Below are 20,298 nucleotides of genomic sequence, written 5' to 3'. Positions count from 1 at the left end.
TATCTTAATTTATGGAATTAATAGGTCAAAATCTCCGTGAATTGCAATTATAAACATTGCATGCGACCATCCTAACGGCATTGCAGAAATTGGAACACCCAGATCCTTATGTATCTGTTCAGGCATCAAACCACTAAATGTATATTTACATACCCAGTCAAATAATTCTGAACATTTTTCACGGTAATTTTCTAAAATTTCTTTTTTAATTGCTTTATTTTTTGAAAGGGAATAAACAAGCATTTCATAGTACATGTAAAGCCACAAAGTGTTTATAATCCAGGGGTTTCCCCCAAAATAAACGTCTTCTGGGTATCTACCAATTCCACCGACTTTATAGTTAAATGCAGACTCTATTTGATCTGCTGTTGCAACCATTTTTGGATCATCAGGATTTACTAAATTAAATGGAAACGCTATTCCAAGTATGCTTGAATCCAAAGCCTCGTCTTTTGGATGCAGCGCCTTTAAAAAGCGATTTTTATCATTTAAATATATTTTTTCAACAACCTCTTCTTTTAAAAAATCACTTGCATTTTGCCATTTTTCAATAGATTCATCGGTTTCTTCCAAAATTTTTGCAATTTCTATTGCAGATTTTAGTCCCCCATAAACTGAACCCAGAGTATATGTAAACACACCGTATTTCTCTTCCCAAAGGTCATAGCTCGGATAAAGGGCTATTGCTGCATTTGAAAGATAATCTGCTGCCTTTTTTATCATTGCCCAATTTTTCTTTAAAAATTTCCCATTATCGCTCTTTCGATAATGAATTAAAGCTGCCCAAAGAGTAGTTCCAACCTGATCTATCTGCATTGCTGTTAAACGTGGAATTCCATTGATATAGTAACTCTGAACCCACGAACCATCTTCATTTTGGGTTTTTCTGCACCATTCAAAATATTTTTCCAAGATACTAGATTGACCACAAAGAGAAAGTGCAACCGCAATGTATCCTCCATCCCTACACCAGACATGTCTGTAATCAGGATAAAGTGAAGGAGATGCCATTATTCCCCCTCCACGATCACATAACAGCAATAGGGTAAGAAAAGATCTTTTACATAGATCTTCGCACATCATCACCCGATTTAATTCGTTTGCACTAAGTTTACTAATCGTTGTTTCAAGTAAATTTTTCCAGTAAGAATTTGTAAGCTGGTAAAAATCTTCGTGGTTATCAATAACAACCTTGATTGAAGCCATAGTTTCCATTAATTTTTGATAATCCCCATTGTACTGGTTCATGATTATGTAAACAGAAACTGACTGTTTTTGGCCAGGAAGTAATTTTAAATCCCAGGATATGGCACTGTCAGTTATAAGGCCTGATGAAGTAGAATATTCTTTTAAAATTCCGTTTGAAATATCAATTAACGCACTTCTATCTGATGAACGAACCCCGCATTGATATGAATCGATTTTTTTATCACTTGCAATACATGTGGAATAAGTTCCATCGTATTTTAGTATCGTCTGGGAGTCTTTGATAAATTGAACCGTGTTTTCTTTTGGAATTTCCCCCATTCGTAAATTTTCATAAAAAAATAGCTTTAAATCCTGAGTTTCGTCTGTTTTATTTGATATTGAAATCTGTTTTATAATTATATTGTGAGAAATAGGGATATAATCTCTTGATTCCATTAAAAATTCGCTGCATTCATAAGTAGTTCGCAAAATATTCGTGTCTTTCACGTAACTTTGATTAATATCCCAGTCATTATCCCATGCCCACTTAAGGCCGTGATTAAAAATTGCAAAAGAAGCGTCAAAAATGTGTTTTTCATAGCCGAGGCTCGGGTAAAACATGTATTCGATAGAGCCAGAATCATCTATTTTTGCGAGGATATTCCCATTTCCAATAATTCCAACCATTAACCCCACCCTGAAAAACTATTAAAAATTAGTTAAATAGGCTAAAATTCAAAAATTAAGTCTTATTAAATATATTAATCAAGCTTTATAATAATATATTGCTTCATCATTTCAATTGCACGTTTATATACCTGAACCGTTTGATTTGCGATTGCGTCCCAGCTGTATTTCGTGTATGCATCGTGCTTTGCATTTTTAGTAATCCATTCTCTAAATCCCCAATCCGAAATTACCCTATCAAGACCCCATGCAATAGAATCTGCATCTCGAGGGTAGACTTTAACTCCATTGTATTCGTGATTTATAATTTCACTCAATCCACCAACATCGCTTGCAACTACAGGAGTTCCTGCAGCCATTGCTTCAAGAGCCACGATTCCAAATGGTTCGTATACTGAAGGAATAACACATGCATCTGCATATTTGTATAATTTTTTTAAAAAATTTCCATTTTTAAATCCTAAAAAAATAACTCTGTCCCTGCAGCCTAACGTCCAAGCCACATGTTCCAAATGCCCCTGCATGTGCCCTTCTCCTGCAACTACCAGTTTTGAATTGGGGTGCCCAATTAAAAATTTTTGAAATCCCCTTATTAAATGCTCAACCCCCTTCTGATATGCGAGCCTTCCAACAAAAAGAATCATGTTTTCGTGATCAGCTACCCCAAAACTTCGTCTAAAATTATATTTTTCGTCATCATTTCCATCGATATCAAATTCCCAAGGATTAACCCCATTATAAATAACATTTACCTTTTCCCAAGGCGTATTAAATCCATAACACATTTCATCTTTCGTAGAATGACTTACTGCGATAAGCTGGTTTGATTCATAGCTTCCCCACCATTCTGCATCATTTATTGCCCTTGAATCTTCAGAATTAATTCCGCCACACCTCCCTCGTTCAGTACTGTGAACTGATTGAACGTACGGTTTTTTTGCGGTGTGTTTTAAATTTGAACCTACAAATGATGTCATCCAATCGTGGCAGTGTATAACATCGTAATTTTCAACACCCAAACTACCTATCTTTTTTTCAAGCGAATTTGCCATGAACATTGCCCACGTTAAAAAATTATTGTGTGAAATCGGTTTTACACGGTAAACATTTACCCCATTTATCTCTTCATACTCCGGAAGGTCGTAACCTACCGTTATCACGTCAACTTCGTTGCCTGCCCTCACAAGCGCTTCAGATAACCCCTTACAATGTACTGCTAATCCACCAACCATTATCGGATGGTATTCCCAAGTAACGATGGACACCCTCATTTCCATCCGCCCCCTTCAACGATTAAAAACTAATATATTCTCCATTAAACATATATTTTCATTAGCATATAAAAGTACGGGAGTATGTTAAAAGGGGTATTTTTATGAAAATAGCAATATTGACACCGACAATTGCACCTTTGACGTCAATAGGGGGACTTGGGGATATTTTAGAGGATTTACCAAAATTTTTAAAAAATTTAGGAAATGAGGTATTTGTAATAACATATGACCATCAAAACAAAATTTCAAAAAGGCCTCATGAAGTTATAAAAAAAATAGAAATAAAATATCAGGGTTCGAAATTCTTCTTTGATGTGATAAAAGCAGTTCATCCTGGATCCAATTTTGAAATTTTTGCATTTAGTAACCCAAAAATTAATTCGCTTGATAGCTGGGACCCGATAAAATACGAAATTTTTGCAGAATTAGTTGTATCTTTTTTATCAGACATTGAAAACATTGAATGTGTTTCAGGCCACGATTGGCCGTGCGGTCTTGCAATTGCAAAATGCCATGAAAAATTAAATCTTCCAACAGCACTTACAATACATAACGAAGCATTTAAGGGGCCAATAATTGAATACAAGGGTCATATATTTTCATTTTTAGAGCATGGGATATATTTTAGCGATGCATTTAGTACAGTGAGTCCACATCATGCCGAAGAAATACGAAATTTAGATTTTTTAAAGAATCTATCCAAAGATAAACCTTTTCATGGAATAATTAATGGAATTGATTCTGAAAGTTACGCTCCAGAGTTTATAGTCGAACGAATGAAAATTTTAAGTAATGGACAATTAAATCCACAAGATTACTGCTACATTGAAAATTACAATATATCAAACGCAACGAAAGTAAAACCCCGAATAAAGGAATCATGGTTTTGCAAATGTGAAAATTTAAAAAAATATATTAATGATTGGAACGAGATGGATAAAAGTAATATTTCTGGAAGCAATATTGAAATACATGGAAATATTAAAGGAGAGTTGAAAACTCCATTAATTGGATTTGTTGGTCGGGCAACTTATCAAAAAGGATTTGATTTAATATTTGAAACGATGCCAGAAGTTTTGGAAGAAAACAATGCCAATTTTATACTCCTATCTAAAGGAGAAAAGTCAATAGAAGAAAAAATAAAGGATTTTGCAGAAAGCTATCCAAACAAAATAATAGCCTTAGTTGGACACTGTCCACCCATAGTTCCAATTATATATGCAGGATGCGACTGGACTGTTGTGCCTTCTCTTTGGGAACCTTGCGGATTAACCCAGATGGAGTCAATGGCTTACGGAACCCCCGTAATTGCAAGAAATACTGGCGGATTGAGTGACACCGTAATTTCAATTCATCCCGATCCCCATAAAAACCCAAATTTTGATATTGCTACAGGAGTTTTATTTAATGACTATGATAAATACGGATTTAAATGGGGTATTGAACACGGCCTCTACTGGACATTCTACAATCTGGACGAAGCATGTCTTTTTATAAATTATAAGCATGTTCACTGCCCAGAAAGTCCGTATGAAGAAAATAGTCCATTATCTTTGATTATTAAAAATTGTTACAATCATGTGCAAAAAAACCTGAGCTGGCAGAACAACGACAGCGCTGAAAGATACAGAGCCCTTTTTGGCGGGGCCATGTATAAACACTATTTTAAATAATTATAATTATTCTTTGGGAGGAGTACTATGGACGGGGAACTATCCTTCAAATACGATAATGTAATGGAAGAAACTTTGGGCACTTTTGGGATTAGTGTCAACGAATTAGAATATTTTAAAAACGAATCTTCTAAAACCATTGAAATTTTAAAAGAAAAAGAAATAAACGGAAACTTAGGATTTTTAGATGTTTTAACTGATAATTTGGATCGATATCATGAATTAAAAGAGCATTCCCAAAATTTTGAAAATATGCTGATTATTGGAATAGGCGGATCAAATTTGGGGTTAAGGGCCACTGAAGCGGGAATACTTGGAAATTTTTCATCAAGATATGAAATTCCAAGAATATTTTATATGGACAATTCTGACCCTGAAAAAACCCATGATATTTTATCAAACATTGATTTAGAAAAAACTCTCGTGTTTGTAATAAGTAAATCCGGAAATACCGTTGAAACTCTTGCTAATTTCTTTATAATCAGGAATTTAATGAAAAAGAAAAATATTGATTTAGGAAAACATGTAGTTTCAATAACTAGCGGCGGAGAACTTAAAAAAATTACTGAAAAAGAAAATTATATTCATTTTGAAGTTCCAGAAAATGTCGGAGGAAGATTTTCTGTTCTTTCATCCGTTGGAATTGCCCCCCTTTCATGTACTAGTGTAGATATTGAAAAATTAATTGAAGGCGCTAAATCCATGGAAAAAGCATGTAAAAAGGAAGATGTTTTTAAAAACCCTGCCTTAATTAATGCAGTAATCCATAAAATTATGTATAATCGTGGAAAAACCGTTTCTGTAATGATGCCCTACATTGAAAGACTTAGAAGTTTTGGAATGTGGTATGGGCAACTCTGGGCTGAAAGTTTAGGAAAAAAAGGTTTTGGGCAAACTCCCGTTATCGCAGTTGGTGCAACGAGTCAGCATTCCCAGCTTCAACTTTATATGGATGGCCCAAAAGATAAAATTGCGACATTCTTAAAAGTAAATAAATATAAAAATGATTTAAAAATTGAGTATGAGTATGAACATCATCTTTCAGGCCATAATTTATCAGAAATAATCGGTTCAGAACTGGTTGGAACTGAAAACTCGATGACACATAATAATGTCCCAAATGTAAAGATTTCACTTTCAAAATTAAACGAAATCACCATGGGAAAACTTTTCCTGATGTATGAAATGCAAACTGCAATTTCGGGAGAACTTTACGGAATTAATGCATTTGATCAACCTGCGGTTGAATACGGAAAAAAAATAGCTCATGAATGTTTAACGGGTTCAAACGTTAATTCTGAAAACAAATCCCTAACTGGAAAATACACCATAACATCCAAATAATTTTATTTTGAGGGGAAATATGGAACTGATTAATCACGTTAAAGACTTTTCAAACGTATCTATTTTTTTAGCATATAATGTAAATGTCGATGCATTGAAATACTTGGCAGATTCGTCAGATATTGAAAAATTAAAGGAAAATTTTAGTGATTCAGAAATAATTACAAAAATTGAAGAATATCCTCGAACAATTGAAAAACCGATAGATTTTGTTGCAAGATTAATTCATGCTATGAAATCTGGAAAACCTGCAGAAGTTCCATTAAAAAATAATTTAGAAATTGATACTTTTTTAAACAGTTTAACTTACAATGAAGAAAGAATGGGCGGCCAGGTAGGAATAATCTCAAATTTACTCTCTATTTTAGATTTAAAAAAAATAATTTTCTATTCACCGATTTTAGCAAAAAAACAGGCTGAAATGTTTGAAAATAATGAAAATTTAGTATTTCCAAATATAATCGATGGAAAATTAGTTTTAAAAAAACCAATTGACTCTTTTAAAAACGATGAACTTAAAATAAACAGAATTTTTGAGTATAAGGAGGATATTGAATTTTATTTACAGAATGAAAAAATCATAACTCCGCAAAGTAACAGGTTTATCGTTGCATCCCGCCCTGAAAATTTGCGAATTGAAATAAAAGAAGAATTGAAAAGTCATCTACCTGAAGTTGGTAAATTAGTTGATTGTGCAATAATTTCAGGTGTTCAGGCGATAAAAGAGGAATATTCTGATGGAAAAACTGCAGAATATTACCTAAATCGAGTTAAAGAAGATATAAAATCGCTAAAAAAAGAAAATAAAGATTTAAAAGTTCATTTTGAATTTGCATCAATCCAAAACACTGAAATGAGAAAAAAAATTGCAGAATCGATCTTGCCTGAAGTTGACTGTGTTGGAATGGATGAAACTGAAATTGCAAACATAATCCATGTTTTAGGCTATGAAGATTTAAGTGAAGGAATTTTAAAACACAGTAAAATTGAAGATGTTGTAAAAGCTTCAAAAATACTTTTTGAAAAGTACAATTTAGAAGGAATGCAAGTACATACAATGTACTACATAATGTACCTCTGTAAAAAAGGCGGCATTTTAAGTGATGAATCTTTAGAAAAAACTCTCGAATTTGCAACAATCTTAGCTTCGACAAAAGCGGCCCTCGGACAAATTTCAAATATTGATGATTTAAAAACAGGACTTGAAATTCCACATAACAAACATGGTAAAGTCCTAAAAGAGATAGTTGAAAAACTTTCAAAAGAAAAAGAATTAGAGGATTATAGGATTATTTTAGTTCCTTCAAGAATCGTTGAGAACCCAAAAAGTACCGTTGGACTTGGAGATACAATTTCAGCAGGTGCTTTCGTTGGATATGTATCTGAACTTAAAAAATTAAAAAAGTAAATAATTTATTGGGTTGGGCATGAGCCTCCAAGAGCAGGTGGTGCTTCATCATCGACACCTGGCCTGTATCCAAGCTCTTTTCTTGTTTTTTCCTGAACTTTGTGGAATATTCTTGCAACTGGAATTTCCATAGGACATACATCTTCACACTGGCCGCAGTTTACACAGCTAAATGCCATGTGTGACATTCTAACTCCCTGGAACATTATTGGATTAGGAGGTATTGATCCTGAATCGAGGTAGTCTGCATTAAGTGCACATTCTCTACAGAAACATACTGGACATACATCCCTACAGCCGTAGCATTTTATACATTTATTCCATTGCCTGTTCCATTCTTCAATTGTTGGATATTCTTCTTCCAACCATTTGTTTTTGTAGTCTTCGCCCATTTTCAACATTGAGCTTTCTACTTTGGCCCTTATTTCAATTCCTTTTGGATTTGGAGATTTTTTCTTAATATATCCATCTTTTTCTGCATCCTCAAGTAATTGCTTACCTTTTTCAGTGCATACCTCCATGAAGGTATATTTTCCAGCATCCTCTCCAATTACACCCCAGTTTCCAGCAGCAATGTCTGCTTTTCTTGGGATTTTTTCATCACATCTCTGACAGTTTACTCTTCTTCCGTAGCCGTTGTCTTCGAGATCGTGCATTTTAACTTCTTTGTGGGATCCGTCGTTCATTACGATTATAAACTTACCCTTGTCGATTTCTTCTTTTACAACGTCTTTTGGATCTACTTCGTAGAACAATTTTATCATTTCCATTGCGGTTTTTGGAGGAACCGTTCCACCGCAATTTAATCCAATCATGTAGACATTGTCAAGATTAATCTGTGCTCTTTTTGCAAGTTCAACAATTGCCCTCATGTCACAAGGTTTTACGGGAACTGCAATTTTTGCATCTTGTAAGTATTCTTTTATAATTCCGCCCCACATTGTAGGGGCGCAGTGGAGAGAACCTGCAGTACTCAACAAATCTTCTGAAGATGTAACAAACGTTGGAATTGCGTCATATACATCGACACCTTTTTTCAAAGCTAAAACACCATCTACAATACCCTTGTCTAAAAGATATTTGAATAGTGCGGTAACTGCACCACCACATTCTCCTTTTTCGAGTATTGCTGGGTCAGAAGCCTGTACATAATACATTTCATTGCTCATGATATCCCTCGTTTAAAATCCCGATTTTGGGAAAATTATATTTTCTCCACTTTTGCAGCACATACTTTGTATTCTGGGATTTTACAGTTTGGATCCTGAGCAGGATTTGTTAAGATGTTAGCTGCAGTTTCTGCAAAGTGGAATGGCATAAATACGACACCTTGTTTGATATTTGGTGTTACTTTTGCATTTACAACAACTTCGCCCCTACGGGTTGAAACTTTGACTTTTTGTTTATTTTTAATTCCCATATTTTTAGCATCGTCTGGATGAATTTCAACAAATCCTTCGTTTATTTCATCAGCCATGTGCTTACTTCTTCTGGTCATTGTTCCGGTGTGGTAGTGGAAAATGATCCTACCTGTTGTAAGAACCATTGGGTATTCTGAATCTGCCATTTCGTCTGGATCTGCATAATCTATTGCAAAGATGTTTCCAAGTCCATCAGGAGTTAAACATTTTTGACAGTGGAGAATCGGAGTTCCTGGGTCTTCACAAGTTTTGCATGGCCAGTGGAGTCCATCTACACCAAGTCTGTCGTAAGTTACACCTGCATATTGAGGAGTTACTTTTGCAATTTCTTGGAATACTTCTTCAGGAGTTTCAAAGTTGAATAATTCTCCCTGACCCATCTTTTCGGCAATCATTTTTACGATTTTCCAGTCAGCAATTGCTTCACCCGGAGAATCTACTGCTTTATTGATTTTTTGGATTCTTCTTTCAGTATTTGAGAAAGTTCCATCCTTTTCAGCCCATGAAGCTCCAGGTAAAACTACATCTGCAACCTGTGCAGTTTCTGTTAAGAAAATATCCTGAACTATCAATAAATCAAGACTTTTTAACGCATGCTCCACGTGGTGAATGTCTGGGTCTGAGACCATTGGGTTTTCACCCATTACGTAAACACATTTAACCTGTTCTCCAGCTTTTGCAAGCATGTCTGGAATCGAAAGACCGACATTTGGATCAACAGTGGTATTCCATGCTTCCGCATATTTTTCATGGTTTGCAGGAACTGCCTGATATCCAGGGAATACGTTTGGAAGTGCACCCATGTCACATGCTCCCTGAACGTTATTTTGGCCCCTTAATGGATTTACACCAGTTCCGGGTTTTCCGATGTTTCCGGTAATCATTGCCAAGTTACAGCAAGATTTTACGTTGTTTACACCAGTTGTAAATTGCGTTATACCCATACAGTAAAGTATCGATGCTGCACCTGCACTACCATACATTTTAGCAGCTTCGACAATTAATTCCGGAGCTACACCGGATAATTTTGATGCATACTCAGGAGTATAGGTTTCAAGCGTTTTCTTAAGTTCTTCGTATCCTTTTGTTCTATTTTTGATGAATTCTTCATCGATCAAGTTTTCTTTTACAATAACATTCATTATTGCATTCAATACTGCAATATTTGTACCAGGTAATAACTGTAAGTACAAATCAGCCTGTTTTGCAGTTGGCGTGTATCTTGGATCTATTACAATTATTTTAGTTCCTTTTTCTTTTGCTCGAACGACTCTTCTCGCAATCAAAGGGTGTTGTTCAAACGTATTTGAACCGATTATGAATATACAGTCTGCATCTTCTATATCAGAAATTGAATTTGTCATAGCACCTGAACCAAAGGCTTGCCCTAAACCGACCACAGTTGCCGAGTGTCAAAGTCTCGCACAGTGATCAACATTATTAGTTTTCATTACTGTTCTTGCAAATTTTTGAAATACATAGTTGTCTTCATTGGTACATCTTGCAGATGAAAAGAATCCGATTTCTTCAGGGGAATAATTTTGTAATTTACCAGAAATCAGGTCGAGTGCTTCATCCCATGATGCTTCCACCAATTCTCCATTTTTTCTGATTAATGGAGTTGTCAACCTATCATCACGGTGTACAAATTCGTGACAATAACTACCTTTAATACAGGTTTTTCCCTCATTTACAGGGTGTCTTTTAAAAGGATTGGTCCCAACAAGTGTCCCATCCTTTACTACGAGGTCCACACCGCAGCCTGTTCCGCAATATGGGCAAATCGTATGGATAAAGTTTAATTCCATTTTTGATCACCATTTTAATTATAAAATGGCAAGGTTTGGTTCGATTAAAAAGACGGTGTTCCGAAAACTGGTTCACACCATCAAGTTGTGCTATTATAATTTATTATGACATAATGGATAAGATTAAATGAATAAATTGAAATATAAAAAATGGTAGATATAGTTAAGTATTTTATGTAGGCTAATGTAGGCAGATAAAGTTAGGCTATTTTATCTGAACTATTTGGCTAATTTGGCTAGTTAAACTCTAATGGGTTAGATACGGGATGTGTCCGCCACTCAGGCATCATCCACATCAAACTTTTAGGCTATTTTTACTAAATCCCCAGTTTCAATATCCATTATATATCCATCGATATTGATATCTTTAGGGAATGCAGGGTGGTTTTTCAAAAGTTCAACACCTTCGACAACATTGGTTTCTTCGCAGTGCATTCTGCCAAGCCATGCTTCGAAATCAGGGGTGAAATTTGGATTTGCACCTCGCTCTACCATTTTTTTCTTGACTATTTCAAAGTCTGCAGCTGCCATTCCACAATCAGTATGGCCAACAATCATAATGTCTTCAACATCCAGTAAATATACTGCAACTACTAAAGACCTGATTACATCTTCTGTTATGATATTTCCTGCGTTTTTGATTACTTTCGCGTCACCTTGAGCTATTCCGAGCTTTTCAGAAAGAAAGTTGACGAGTCTAGTATCCATGCAGGTCACAATTGCGAGTTTCTTCTTTGGTTTTGCATTTTCTCCCAAGTTATAACCTCCATGTATTCTTAGATTTTTCGGATTCCAATTCCGTATATTTTGGGTTTCCAAAGGTTTGGAATACCCATTATTCCAAAAAATTTGTAGTGTTTTGCAACAACTCCGTAGAGTTCTATAATATCCCCTTTTTTTATTCCTTCTGGAACAGGAGAAATTAAGTTGGAGAATATTTCCCCAGTATCATCCTTAATTCGGATAGTAGGTTTCGTAGAAATCCCATATACTACCTTATCCAATTTTCCTATGACTTTGACTCTCTGATTTAAGTTATCTTTAGTTATTTCCGATATTTTATATTCCTCAGCATAATGCACATATTCGGGGAGGAGTTGATCCGATAGTTCTTTATTCATCTGGGAAATTTTAATCGGAATTAAAGTTAAACCTAGGATAAATGGAATTGCCATAATTAGTATCCAAATGTTTCTACTAACGTAGAGAGACCATGCAGTAAACACTAAACATATTATCAGCGAAATAAATGCTGAAGGCGTGGTTTTTGCATGTCTTTTTAGATCACTTAAAGATACGTTTAATTGCATTCTAACACCAAAAAAATGAAGTTAATATTCTTCATCTTTAGATTTTTTTACCGTATGCGAACTGGTAGATCATTGATACGAATACCACTGCACCAATAATATTTCCAATAGTTACTGGAATTATATTCCAAATCCACCAATCTACAACAGTTACTGTTGCACCTAGCATCATACCTGCAGGGATAAAGTACATGTTTGCCACACAGTGCTCAAAACCTGTTGCAACGAACGCCATGATTGGGAACCATATCATGAAGAATTTACCAAGAATACTTGTTGAAGCCATTGAACCAATAACTGCAAGGTTAACCAACCAGTTACAACCAATACCCTTAACGAGTGCTGCAAGCCATCCTGCGGATCCTGCTGCCATGTAAGGTAAAACTTTAGCTTGGGCAGTACCTATTGCAGTTTGACCAAATGCATTTACACTTGCTGCACCCGTTGCTGAGTCAAATGATCTCAATGGGCCAAATGCCATCATTGAAGCATATATTAAGGAACCAATGAGGTTACCAATGTAAACATAAATCCATACTTTAATCAACTGTGCATATGATGCCTTTTTCTGGAAAACTGCCACTGGCAATAACATCATATCTCCAGTAACTAGTTCCATTCCGGTTAAGACAATTAAGATCAGCCCTACGGGGAATACTGCGGCTGCCATGAATTTACCTAAACCGGCACCCATTGCTGCACCTATACCTGTTCCTACAACGGTAGCGAGTCCACCACCCATTGCAATGTAAGCACCGCCCATAACTCCTCTGACAAGAAGTTGGCTTGGACTAAGGTTTCCTTTTACTTGACCTGCATTTCCTGCAAGTTCCACCATTTTATCAGGTGGGTTTACATCCATGATATTACCTCCATGTGAATATTGTGGTCTTGTGGGGTACTAGCACCACATATGTATGTATTATATATTATAGTTATCGATTGGAATGATATCATAAAGATTAAATACTTCTTTATAGTCCAAAAAAAGGGTAATTTATAGAAATTAAATAATAAGTTTTGTTAAGTAGTAGTAGTTAACTTGATGTAGTTGAAATTTTTAGTATTTCTAACTTTAAAAAAATAAAAAATTAGGATTATGCCATTGTAAACTGAGCTTCGTCCGCCTTAACTGCAGTACCGTATCCCAAATATTTACCGTCTGCACAAGTAATTCTAAAAGCAATTAATCCCATGCCTCCTTTAGCAAGTACTTGTTCTTCCAAATCTTTAACGATAGCATCTACGTTATCGGATACTGCAGAAACTATGCCCATATAGTACAGACCAAGTCCGGGAATGTCGTCTGCAGTAGTAATTATAAACTTTCCTTCAAAAACCATAAGGACACCTCTTAGATATACGCGCCCCACAAAACCGTTTATAAGTTTGATATTGAAAATATATATATTTTATTATCTGAATATTAATAATAAAAATTGTAAAATATGTAGTAAGATAATTTTTAAGAATAAGTTCCCATTAAACTTAAAAATAACTGTAAAAACATCTTTTTTAAAAAAATAATATATTAAAATAAGATTGGTATTGATAATTACTGCCCTTCGACAGAAATTGGAAGTATTATATGGAAAGTACTTCCTTTTCCAAGTTCACTTTCAACCCAGATTGAACCACCATGTGCTTCAACAATACTCTTGCAGACTGCAAGCCCCAGTCCAGATCCGCCTTTTTTCCGTTTTGTTGATGAATCAACCTGATAAAACCTATCAAATACTTTTTCCATATCTTTTTTAGGAATACCTGCTCCATGATCCGTTACTTTTAAGTGCAGACCTTCGTCTTCTAAAGTCCCGTTTACCAGTATAGATTCATTTGCAGGGCTGAATTTTATCGCATTTTCTATCAAATTAGTGAGAACTTGAGTAATTCTATCTTTATCGGCTTCTAGCGTGATCTTTTCAACGTTCTTATTTAATTTAATATTTTTTTCTGTTGCGAGTGGCTTTAAATATTGAATAACATCGCCTACGATTTCGCAGATATTCACTTTTTCCCGATACATTTCAAGTTCTCCACGCTCTATCTTTGAAAGATCAAGCATGCTCTCGATTAATCTCCTAAGTCGCACTATATTATCATCTGCGACTTGTAAACATTTTCTTTGCGAGTCATTTATTGCACCCATCGTTCCATCAAGAACTAGTTCAACGTAACCTTTTATGGAAGTAAGAGGTGTCCTCAATTCATGTGAAACGATTGCAATTAACTCTGATTTTAAATTATCGAGTTCTTTTAATTCATTGTATGATGCTTTCAATTCTTCTGCGTGTTTTTTTAGTTTTTCGTCGGAAATATTAATTTGAGTTGCCATTTTGTTAAAAGCTTTCGCAAGTTCCCCAAACTCATCATCTGAATCAACAATAACCTTTTGGTCATATCTACCATTACTTAAACGCTCAGCACCCTGTTTCAACTGTTCGAGTGGCTTTATTATTCCACGGTTTATTAGGTAAGATACAAGTAAAGCAATGAATAAACCAATCAATCCTACTGCAAAGGTTTGGTTTCTAACATCTGCCTGTAATGCCAAAAATTTACTTTCAGGCGTACCTACAAAGAGCATTCCAATAATTTTATCATCTGAATCATAAATTGGTTCGTAAGCAGTTAAATACCATTCATTTACCACAAATGCCCTACCATAATATGTGTTCCCACCTAAAACAACATATTTATAAACCTCTTCTGAAACTAGTGTTCCAATGGCCCTTCCACCATTGTCCTGAACATTGGTAGATATTCTAACACCGTCCAAAAATATTGTTGTGGCATCTTTTGAAGCATCTTTTACTGTATCCACTATAGAATAATCCTTATTTAATATATCAACAGCCATTGCAGCCCCAAGCAAGGTTCCATCTTCATCATAAATTGGTTCCATGGATATTAAAGCCATTGCACTATCCTGAACACTGTCTGTTGAATCTATTGAATCTTCCGTTCCTTTTATATCAATATTTACAACTTCATCGACATCTTCGTATTTTATGGCTTCTTTATCGAGAACTTCTATCGAGGTATACCCTGTACTATTTACCACCTTTTTAAAAAGATTATCATAAGATATATCCCCACTTACATCAGAATTTGATCTTGCAATTACTTGTCCAGTGTTATCGAAAAAAACTACGAAATCAGGATCTGATGCATCTTTGTAGGATAGTGCCAGATTCTTTAGTTCAGAAATATCCTTATTCTTTAAAATATCAACAGTATTTTCATTTAAAACAATATATCTGTTCATTGCAGATATTTTATCCAATTTAAGATTTACCACACTTTCTGCAGTGTTTAAATCGTCATTTATCTTTTCCTGTGCTTGTTTTGTCATCTCAGTGTTTATTGTATCGGTGGATACTGCACCAAGCATTACTATTGGAATCAATGCCGTGATTATGGAATAAATTATCAATTTAGTTCCTAATCGTTTAATAGGTGGTATAGTGTTCATTTTAATCCCCTAGCCCTATGTAAATTAATTTTTATTAAGTATGGTGCTAACTTTTTCCATCAAATCTTCCCTATCAAAAGGTTTAACAATGCAATCATCAACTTTTTTATCAATTGCAGTTTCAAGAGTACTCATTTGAGCATTTGCAGTCAACACAATTACCGGAATATCAAAACCATCTTGTCTAATTTTATCTAAAAACTCCCAACCCGTCATTCCTGGCATCATAATATCAAGTATTATCAGATCAGGATTTTCTTTAATCTGTTCGAGACCTTGATATCCATCATGGGCCACAATAACATCATAATTGTTAATTTCTAAAATAATTTTAACTAAATTTAGTATATCTTCTTCGTCTTCAACTACTAAAATTTTTTTCATTATGCACACCTAATTGGGGTTAAATCATTGTAATTATCTTTAATTTAAAAAAGATGGGTTTGTGGTACTCAGAGCACACATCAAATATATAAATATGACCTCATATACTAAGCAAAAAAAAACTATGACCATATAATATTTATAGATTACGAAGCACATTTATATTGTTATTTAAATTACTGGTACTTTAAAATTATTATTTAATCTAAATACTGGTGTTATTGTGGAATTTATCGAATTCGGGTATGGTACTTCAACAGATAAAAATTCTTTAAAGGCTGGTGCACATGCTGCATCCGATGCTTTGAAAATGATGAAAAAGTATTCGGAAAAGCCCAATATTGTATTTTTGTATTCTTCTCCAGATTACGATCCTGAAGAAGTGCTTAATGGTGTTAAATTAATACTTGGAAATACTGTCCAGATAGTTGGTGGAAGTTCAAAATTTCAAGTTTGTGGAAATAAATTTTTAGAAAACGGCGTTTCAATTGGAATTTTGGGTTCAAAATACTTCAGTACTGGAATGGGGGTTGGACTTGGAATTTCGATAAATCCAAAAGAATCTGGAAAAAAAGCAGTTAAAGATGCAGTTGAAAACCTCGGAATGCTTCCAAAGCTGCTTTATGTAATAATGGATTTTTGCAAATGCGAAGAACAGGTTTTAAAAGGAGTTGTTGAAGAACTCGGTGTCACGATACCTGTTTTTGGAGGAGTTTCTTCAGATAATTTCGAATTTGAACATACATACCAATATGGAAACGATGTTTATCTAGACAGTATCGTTTGTGTCGCATTTGGCGGAGATATAGTGCCCAAAATTTCATATAATAACTACGAGTATAACGAAAATCAGGGAAAATTAGAAAATTTAATTACTAAATCAGAAAAACGTTCCATTGAAGAAATAGGCAAGGTTTCGGCAGTAAAAAGATATATTGAAATTTCAGGATACGAAGGTTCTGAAAAAGAGCTTGAAAAAGATCCAGAATTTTATTTATCTCATCCATTAGGTATTTTAGATACAGCAGGAGATATCCACTTTAAAGGTCCGATAGCAATTAAAAACAAGAAATTAATTACTGGATCGAATATAAGCAATTCAAATGAATTGAAAATAGAAAATATTGATAAAAACGAGTTAAAACATATATTTGAAACGAATACTAATGTTTTAAAAAATACTCAACCACATTACGATCCTGCATTCACATTTTGCAATATTTCATCATTCTTGTCAGAGATTGATCCTGAAAAAATTGGAAAACTAATTGAAAATTCAGACGTAAATCCATTTTTTGGAAGTTCAACGTTTGGAGAAATTTCTTTTAGAAAATACGGAAACTATTCAATGAGCATGTGTTCTTTTGCACCAGATTTAGTTACAATAAGTGCTAAAGAAGGAATTCACATGTTTACAAAACACCCTGCAACAAAAGAAACACTTTTAAAAATCCATGAGCTTGGAGGTTCCGTAAAAGTTGAAGAACTTGCAAAAGCGCTTGGAATTCATAGAAGATCCGCATACGATAGGATCGATCCGCTCTTAAAATATGGATTTATCGAAAAAGATCAGGCAGTTATTACTATAACAGATTTTGGAAAACTACTGCTTAAATTCGAATTTTAATTAAAAAAATAAAATAAAAAAATTTTTAAATTAAATCTACTGAAGTTAACCTTTTTGAAATCAAATTTAATATATTTCGCAAATTCTCTTCGTTATTGTAGCTTTCAACAATTTTTAAGAGTTCATTTCTATCCATTTTTTTGTATTCTGTTACATATTCTGTGATTAATGGAATACATCTTGTAAGTTCATCAATTATTGAAATTGTTGATTTTCTTGCAGTTCTTGAAAGGGGATTTAAATCAATTGCAATTACTGTTTTTCCCATTTTAACTAGTGCTTCAGCCCGGTCACCATCTTCGAGAGGAACTAAAATCACATCTGAAGTGTAGATTCCAGATTCTGAAACTTTTCCCCTCAAATGATCAACACCTGGAATTTGTTTATCTGCATTATCTATGCCTAAAAGAACGATTCCATTTTTAATATCATTTTCAAATACGTCCTTTATTTTTTCTTCCCGCTCAGTTGTCCTGTAAAACAAATTAACTTCGATTTTGCCGTTTAACTCTTTTGCTAGCTCAACAAACTCGTCTTTTGCCAAAGCTACACTGTTTCCATTTACTGAAATTACAGGATTTTCTGCTAAAACTAAAAGAGCTGCTGAAACTTTTATGGAATTTAGTGCAACATCGGTCGTGTTTTCTCCGATCAAATAATCGAAAGTTTCGCCCCTTCCATGAGCAATCATTCCGCCTTTTGCCAGGACTCCTGATTCAAATGCTTCTACAATTCTGTCTCGATTCAATAATGATTTGTACCTTGGATGGGATTCTGGAACCATCATGTTCTCACCGTTTTTTTATTCTCACAATGTTTATTTTTCAAAGATATGCATTGATCATTTTTATTAGTTTACTACATTGAAGAACAAACACTTCAAATATTCAAGGTCTTTATTTGCCATCGTTATTATGTGGTCAGGCGCCTGTGTTCGGTATGACCCGATTTGTCTTATTTCTTTTTTAGCCCTCAATGATGAAGAAACAATTGTATGTTTAAAACTTTCCCTATCGATATGGTGCGAACAAGAACACGTTACGAGTATTCTTTTTGCCAGTTTCAATCCAAGGTAATTCATTGAATTGTAAGCATTTAACGCATTTTTGATATCTTTTGAAGAATCTGTAAATGCTGGAGGATCAAGCACTACTACATCGAATTTCTCGTTATTTTTAATCATTTCTTTCATTGCATCAAACGCATTTGAAACTATACAGTTATAATTTTTAACTCCGTTTAATTCCATGTTTTCTTCTGCAACAGCAAGTGCTTTGTCGGATAAATCAACTGCTGTAACTTCCCCACCTTTAATTCCTGCGTGAACTGCAAATCCTCCGGTGTAACTGCAGATATCGAGTACTTTATCGCCAGGTTTCACATAATTTTCAAGATCAATTCTGTTGTCCCTTTGATCTAGGAAAAATCCGGTTTTGTGGCCGTTCATGTTTACGTTAAATTTAGCGTTTCCTTCAGAAATTACAGTTTCAATTTGTGATTTATCGCCAAAAATCTTTGTTTTTACGTCACTTCCCTTTTTACCGCTTTGAACATACATCGTTTCAACGTCGGTAATTTCAGAAATGCACTCAAAAATTAAATCTGAATAATTATCCATAATATTTGACGAAATCTGAATTGAAGCAATTTTATTATATTTGTCGAGTATAATTGACGGTAAATAATCTGCTTCGGCATAAATCATCCTGTAAGTATCTTTATAATTCAATATATCGGTTCTGTATCTATTCGCATTATTTATCCGTTTAAAAAAGAAATCTTTATCGATTTCTTCGTTTTCCCTTGTTAAAATTTTAATTAATGGAAATTTTGGATCGTATAACGCTTTTGCAACGAAATTTCCATTATAAGTTATGTCAACAATTTCTTCCGTTTTAGAAAAATCGTCTTTGTTAACTATGGCGTTTTTGTAAATTATGTTTGAAAAATTTTTTAAAGACTGATAAGCCCGTTTATCAATTTGAAATGACATAAAAACCACCGGATTTATAAAAAAAATCGAAATAAAATAAATTAAAAGAAATTATCTGTTCGTGTGTGCTTCCCAGTCAGCGAGGAATTTTGCAATTCCGTTGTCTGTTAACGGGTGGTTGAATAATTTATCGAGTACATCAAATGGAATTGTTGCAATGTCTGCTCCCATTTTTGCTGATTCTAAAACGTGGATTGGGTGTCTTACTGAAGCTACGATAACTTCTGTTTCGATTCCGTATGCGCCAAATACTTGCATAACTTCTGAAATTAAAAACATTCCATCCTGCCCAACATCGTCGAGTCTTCCAACGAATGGGGAAACGTATGAAGCTCCAGCTTTTGCTGCGAGTAATGCCTGGTTTGCTGAAAAGATTAATGTAACGTTTGTTTTTATTCCTTCATTTGAAAGTGTGTTTACTGCTTTCATTCCTTCTTTTGTCATTGGAATTTTAACTACGACGTTTTCTGCAATTTTTACGAGTTCTCTTGCTTCTTTAACCATTCCTTCCGCATCAAGTGCGATAACTTCAGCACTTACTGGCCCATCAACGATTGAGCAGATTTCTTTGATTACCTCATAAAAGTCTCTTCCTTCTTTTTTAATTAAACTTGGGTTTGTTGTAACTCCGTCAACTAAACCAAGTGCGTTAAATTCTTTAATTTTTTCAACATTTGCAGTGTCTAAAAAAAACTTCATCCTTTCA

At 34.4% G+C, this 20,298-nt stretch carries 17 protein-coding genes; 4 read left to right on the top strand and 13 right to left on the bottom strand.

Annotated features, from left to right (window positions below; genetic code table 11):
• Positions 1 to 9 precede the first annotated feature (9 nt).
• Together MMARC5_RS01530 and MMARC5_RS01525 are read right to left on the bottom strand one after the other, a co-directional pair.
• Positions 10 to 1,875: a glycoside hydrolase family 15 protein gene (locus MMARC5_RS01530; protein WP_011868072.1), complete on the bottom strand. Its 1,866-nt coding sequence runs from the start codon at positions 1,873 to 1,875 to the stop codon at positions 10 to 12.
• A gap of 74 nt (positions 1,876 to 1,949) precedes the next feature.
• Positions 1,950 to 3,146 carry a glycosyltransferase family 4 protein gene (locus MMARC5_RS01525; protein ID WP_011868071.1) on the bottom strand — a complete coding sequence of 399 codons (1,197 nt, stop codon included), beginning with the start codon at positions 3,144 to 3,146 and terminating at the stop codon, positions 1,950 to 1,952.
• Between the two features lie 104 nt (positions 3,147 to 3,250).
• Between MMARC5_RS01525 and MMARC5_RS01520 the strand changes: the two genes are divergently transcribed.
• The 3 genes from MMARC5_RS01520 to pfkC are packed head-to-tail and all read left to right on the top strand — an operon-like array spanning position 3,251 to position 7,574.
• Entirely contained in the window at positions 3,251 to 4,822 is a 1,572-nt protein-coding gene (locus tag MMARC5_RS01520; RefSeq protein ID WP_011868070.1) for a glycogen synthase, read from the top strand.
• A 27-nt stretch (positions 4,823 to 4,849) separates the two neighbouring features.
• Entirely contained in the window at positions 4,850 to 6,166 is a 1,317-nt protein-coding gene (pgi, locus tag MMARC5_RS01515) for a glucose-6-phosphate isomerase (RefSeq protein ID WP_011868069.1), read from the top strand.
• A 19-nt stretch (positions 6,167 to 6,185) separates the two neighbouring features.
• Positions 6,186 to 7,574 (top strand): ADP-specific phosphofructokinase, encoded by a 1,389-nt coding sequence (gene pfkC, locus MMARC5_RS01510; protein ID WP_011868068.1) that lies wholly within the window; start codon positions 6,186 to 6,188, stop codon positions 7,572 to 7,574.
• 5 nt (positions 7,575 to 7,579) lie between these two features.
• On the opposite strand, the gene MMARC5_RS01505 is transcribed toward pfkC, so the two are convergent.
• The 8 genes from MMARC5_RS01505 to MMARC5_RS01465 all read right to left on the bottom strand — a co-directional run bounded on the left by MMARC5_RS01505 (position 7,580) and on the right by MMARC5_RS01465 (position 15,972).
• Positions 7,580 to 8,743 (bottom strand): Coenzyme F420 hydrogenase/dehydrogenase, beta subunit C-terminal domain, encoded by a 1,164-nt coding sequence (locus tag MMARC5_RS01505; RefSeq protein ID WP_011868067.1) that lies wholly within the window; start codon positions 8,741 to 8,743, stop codon positions 7,580 to 7,582.
• Positions 8,744 to 8,778: 35 nt separating this feature from the next.
• The gene (locus tag MMARC5_RS01500; protein ID WP_011868066.1) at positions 8,779 to 10,803 is read right to left on the bottom strand and encodes a formate dehydrogenase H subunit alpha, selenocysteine-containing; all 2,025 of its coding nucleotides are present in this window, start codon (positions 10,801 to 10,803) and stop codon (positions 8,779 to 8,781) included.
• 303 nt (positions 10,804 to 11,106) lie between these two features.
• Positions 11,107 to 11,559, bottom strand: a complete 453-nt coding sequence (locus MMARC5_RS01490) for a beta-class carbonic anhydrase (RefSeq protein WP_011868065.1) — start codon at positions 11,557 to 11,559, stop codon at positions 11,107 to 11,109.
• Between the two features lie 20 nt (positions 11,560 to 11,579).
• A complete protein-coding gene (locus tag MMARC5_RS01485) occupies positions 11,580 to 12,113 on the bottom strand; it encodes a hypothetical protein (protein ID WP_011868064.1) in 534 nt (177 codons plus the stop codon).
• A 37-nt stretch (positions 12,114 to 12,150) separates the two neighbouring features.
• Complete coding sequence (locus MMARC5_RS01480; protein ID WP_011868063.1) at positions 12,151 to 12,975, bottom strand: formate/nitrite transporter family protein; 825 nt, start codon at positions 12,973 to 12,975, stop codon at positions 12,151 to 12,153.
• Between the two features lie 235 nt (positions 12,976 to 13,210).
• Positions 13,211 to 13,456, bottom strand: a complete 246-nt coding sequence (locus tag MMARC5_RS01475; RefSeq protein WP_011868062.1) for a selenium-binding protein — start codon at positions 13,454 to 13,456, stop codon at positions 13,211 to 13,213.
• 212 nt (positions 13,457 to 13,668) lie between these two features.
• A complete protein-coding gene (locus MMARC5_RS01470; RefSeq protein WP_011868061.1) occupies positions 13,669 to 15,588 on the bottom strand; it encodes a cache domain-containing protein in 1,920 nt (639 codons plus the stop codon).
• A 24-nt stretch (positions 15,589 to 15,612) separates the two neighbouring features.
• Positions 15,613 to 15,972 (bottom strand): response regulator transcription factor, encoded by a 360-nt coding sequence (locus MMARC5_RS01465; protein ID WP_011868060.1) that lies wholly within the window; start codon positions 15,970 to 15,972, stop codon positions 15,613 to 15,615.
• Between the two features lie 223 nt (positions 15,973 to 16,195).
• Between MMARC5_RS01465 and MMARC5_RS01460 the strand changes: the two genes are divergently transcribed.
• Entirely contained in the window at positions 16,196 to 17,599 is a 1,404-nt protein-coding gene (locus tag MMARC5_RS01460) for an FIST signal transduction protein (protein ID WP_011868059.1), read from the top strand.
• 25 nt (positions 17,600 to 17,624) lie between these two features.
• On the opposite strand, the gene MMARC5_RS01455 is transcribed toward MMARC5_RS01460, so the two are convergent.
• From MMARC5_RS01455 to fsa, 3 genes are all read right to left on the bottom strand, one after another.
• On the bottom strand, positions 17,625 to 18,386 hold the full coding sequence (locus MMARC5_RS01455) for a 4-phosphopantoate--beta-alanine ligase (RefSeq protein WP_011868058.1): 762 nt from the start codon (positions 18,384 to 18,386) through the stop codon (positions 17,625 to 17,627).
• A gap of 63 nt (positions 18,387 to 18,449) precedes the next feature.
• Positions 18,450 to 19,592 (bottom strand): class I SAM-dependent rRNA methyltransferase, encoded by a 1,143-nt coding sequence (locus tag MMARC5_RS01450; protein ID WP_011868057.1) that lies wholly within the window; start codon positions 19,590 to 19,592, stop codon positions 18,450 to 18,452.
• Between the two features lie 51 nt (positions 19,593 to 19,643).
• On the bottom strand, positions 19,644 to 20,291 hold the full coding sequence (fsa, locus tag MMARC5_RS01445) for a fructose-6-phosphate aldolase (RefSeq protein WP_011868056.1): 648 nt from the start codon (positions 20,289 to 20,291) through the stop codon (positions 19,644 to 19,646).
• Positions 20,292 to 20,298: the final 7 nt, after the last annotated feature.

The sequence above is a fragment of the Methanococcus maripaludis C5 genome, assembly GCF_000016125.1.
Classification (GTDB): domain Archaea; phylum AGJL01; class Methanococci; order Methanococcales; family Methanococcaceae; genus Methanococcus; species Methanococcus maripaludis_D.
This window is presented reverse-complemented; position numbering and strand designations above follow the sequence as displayed.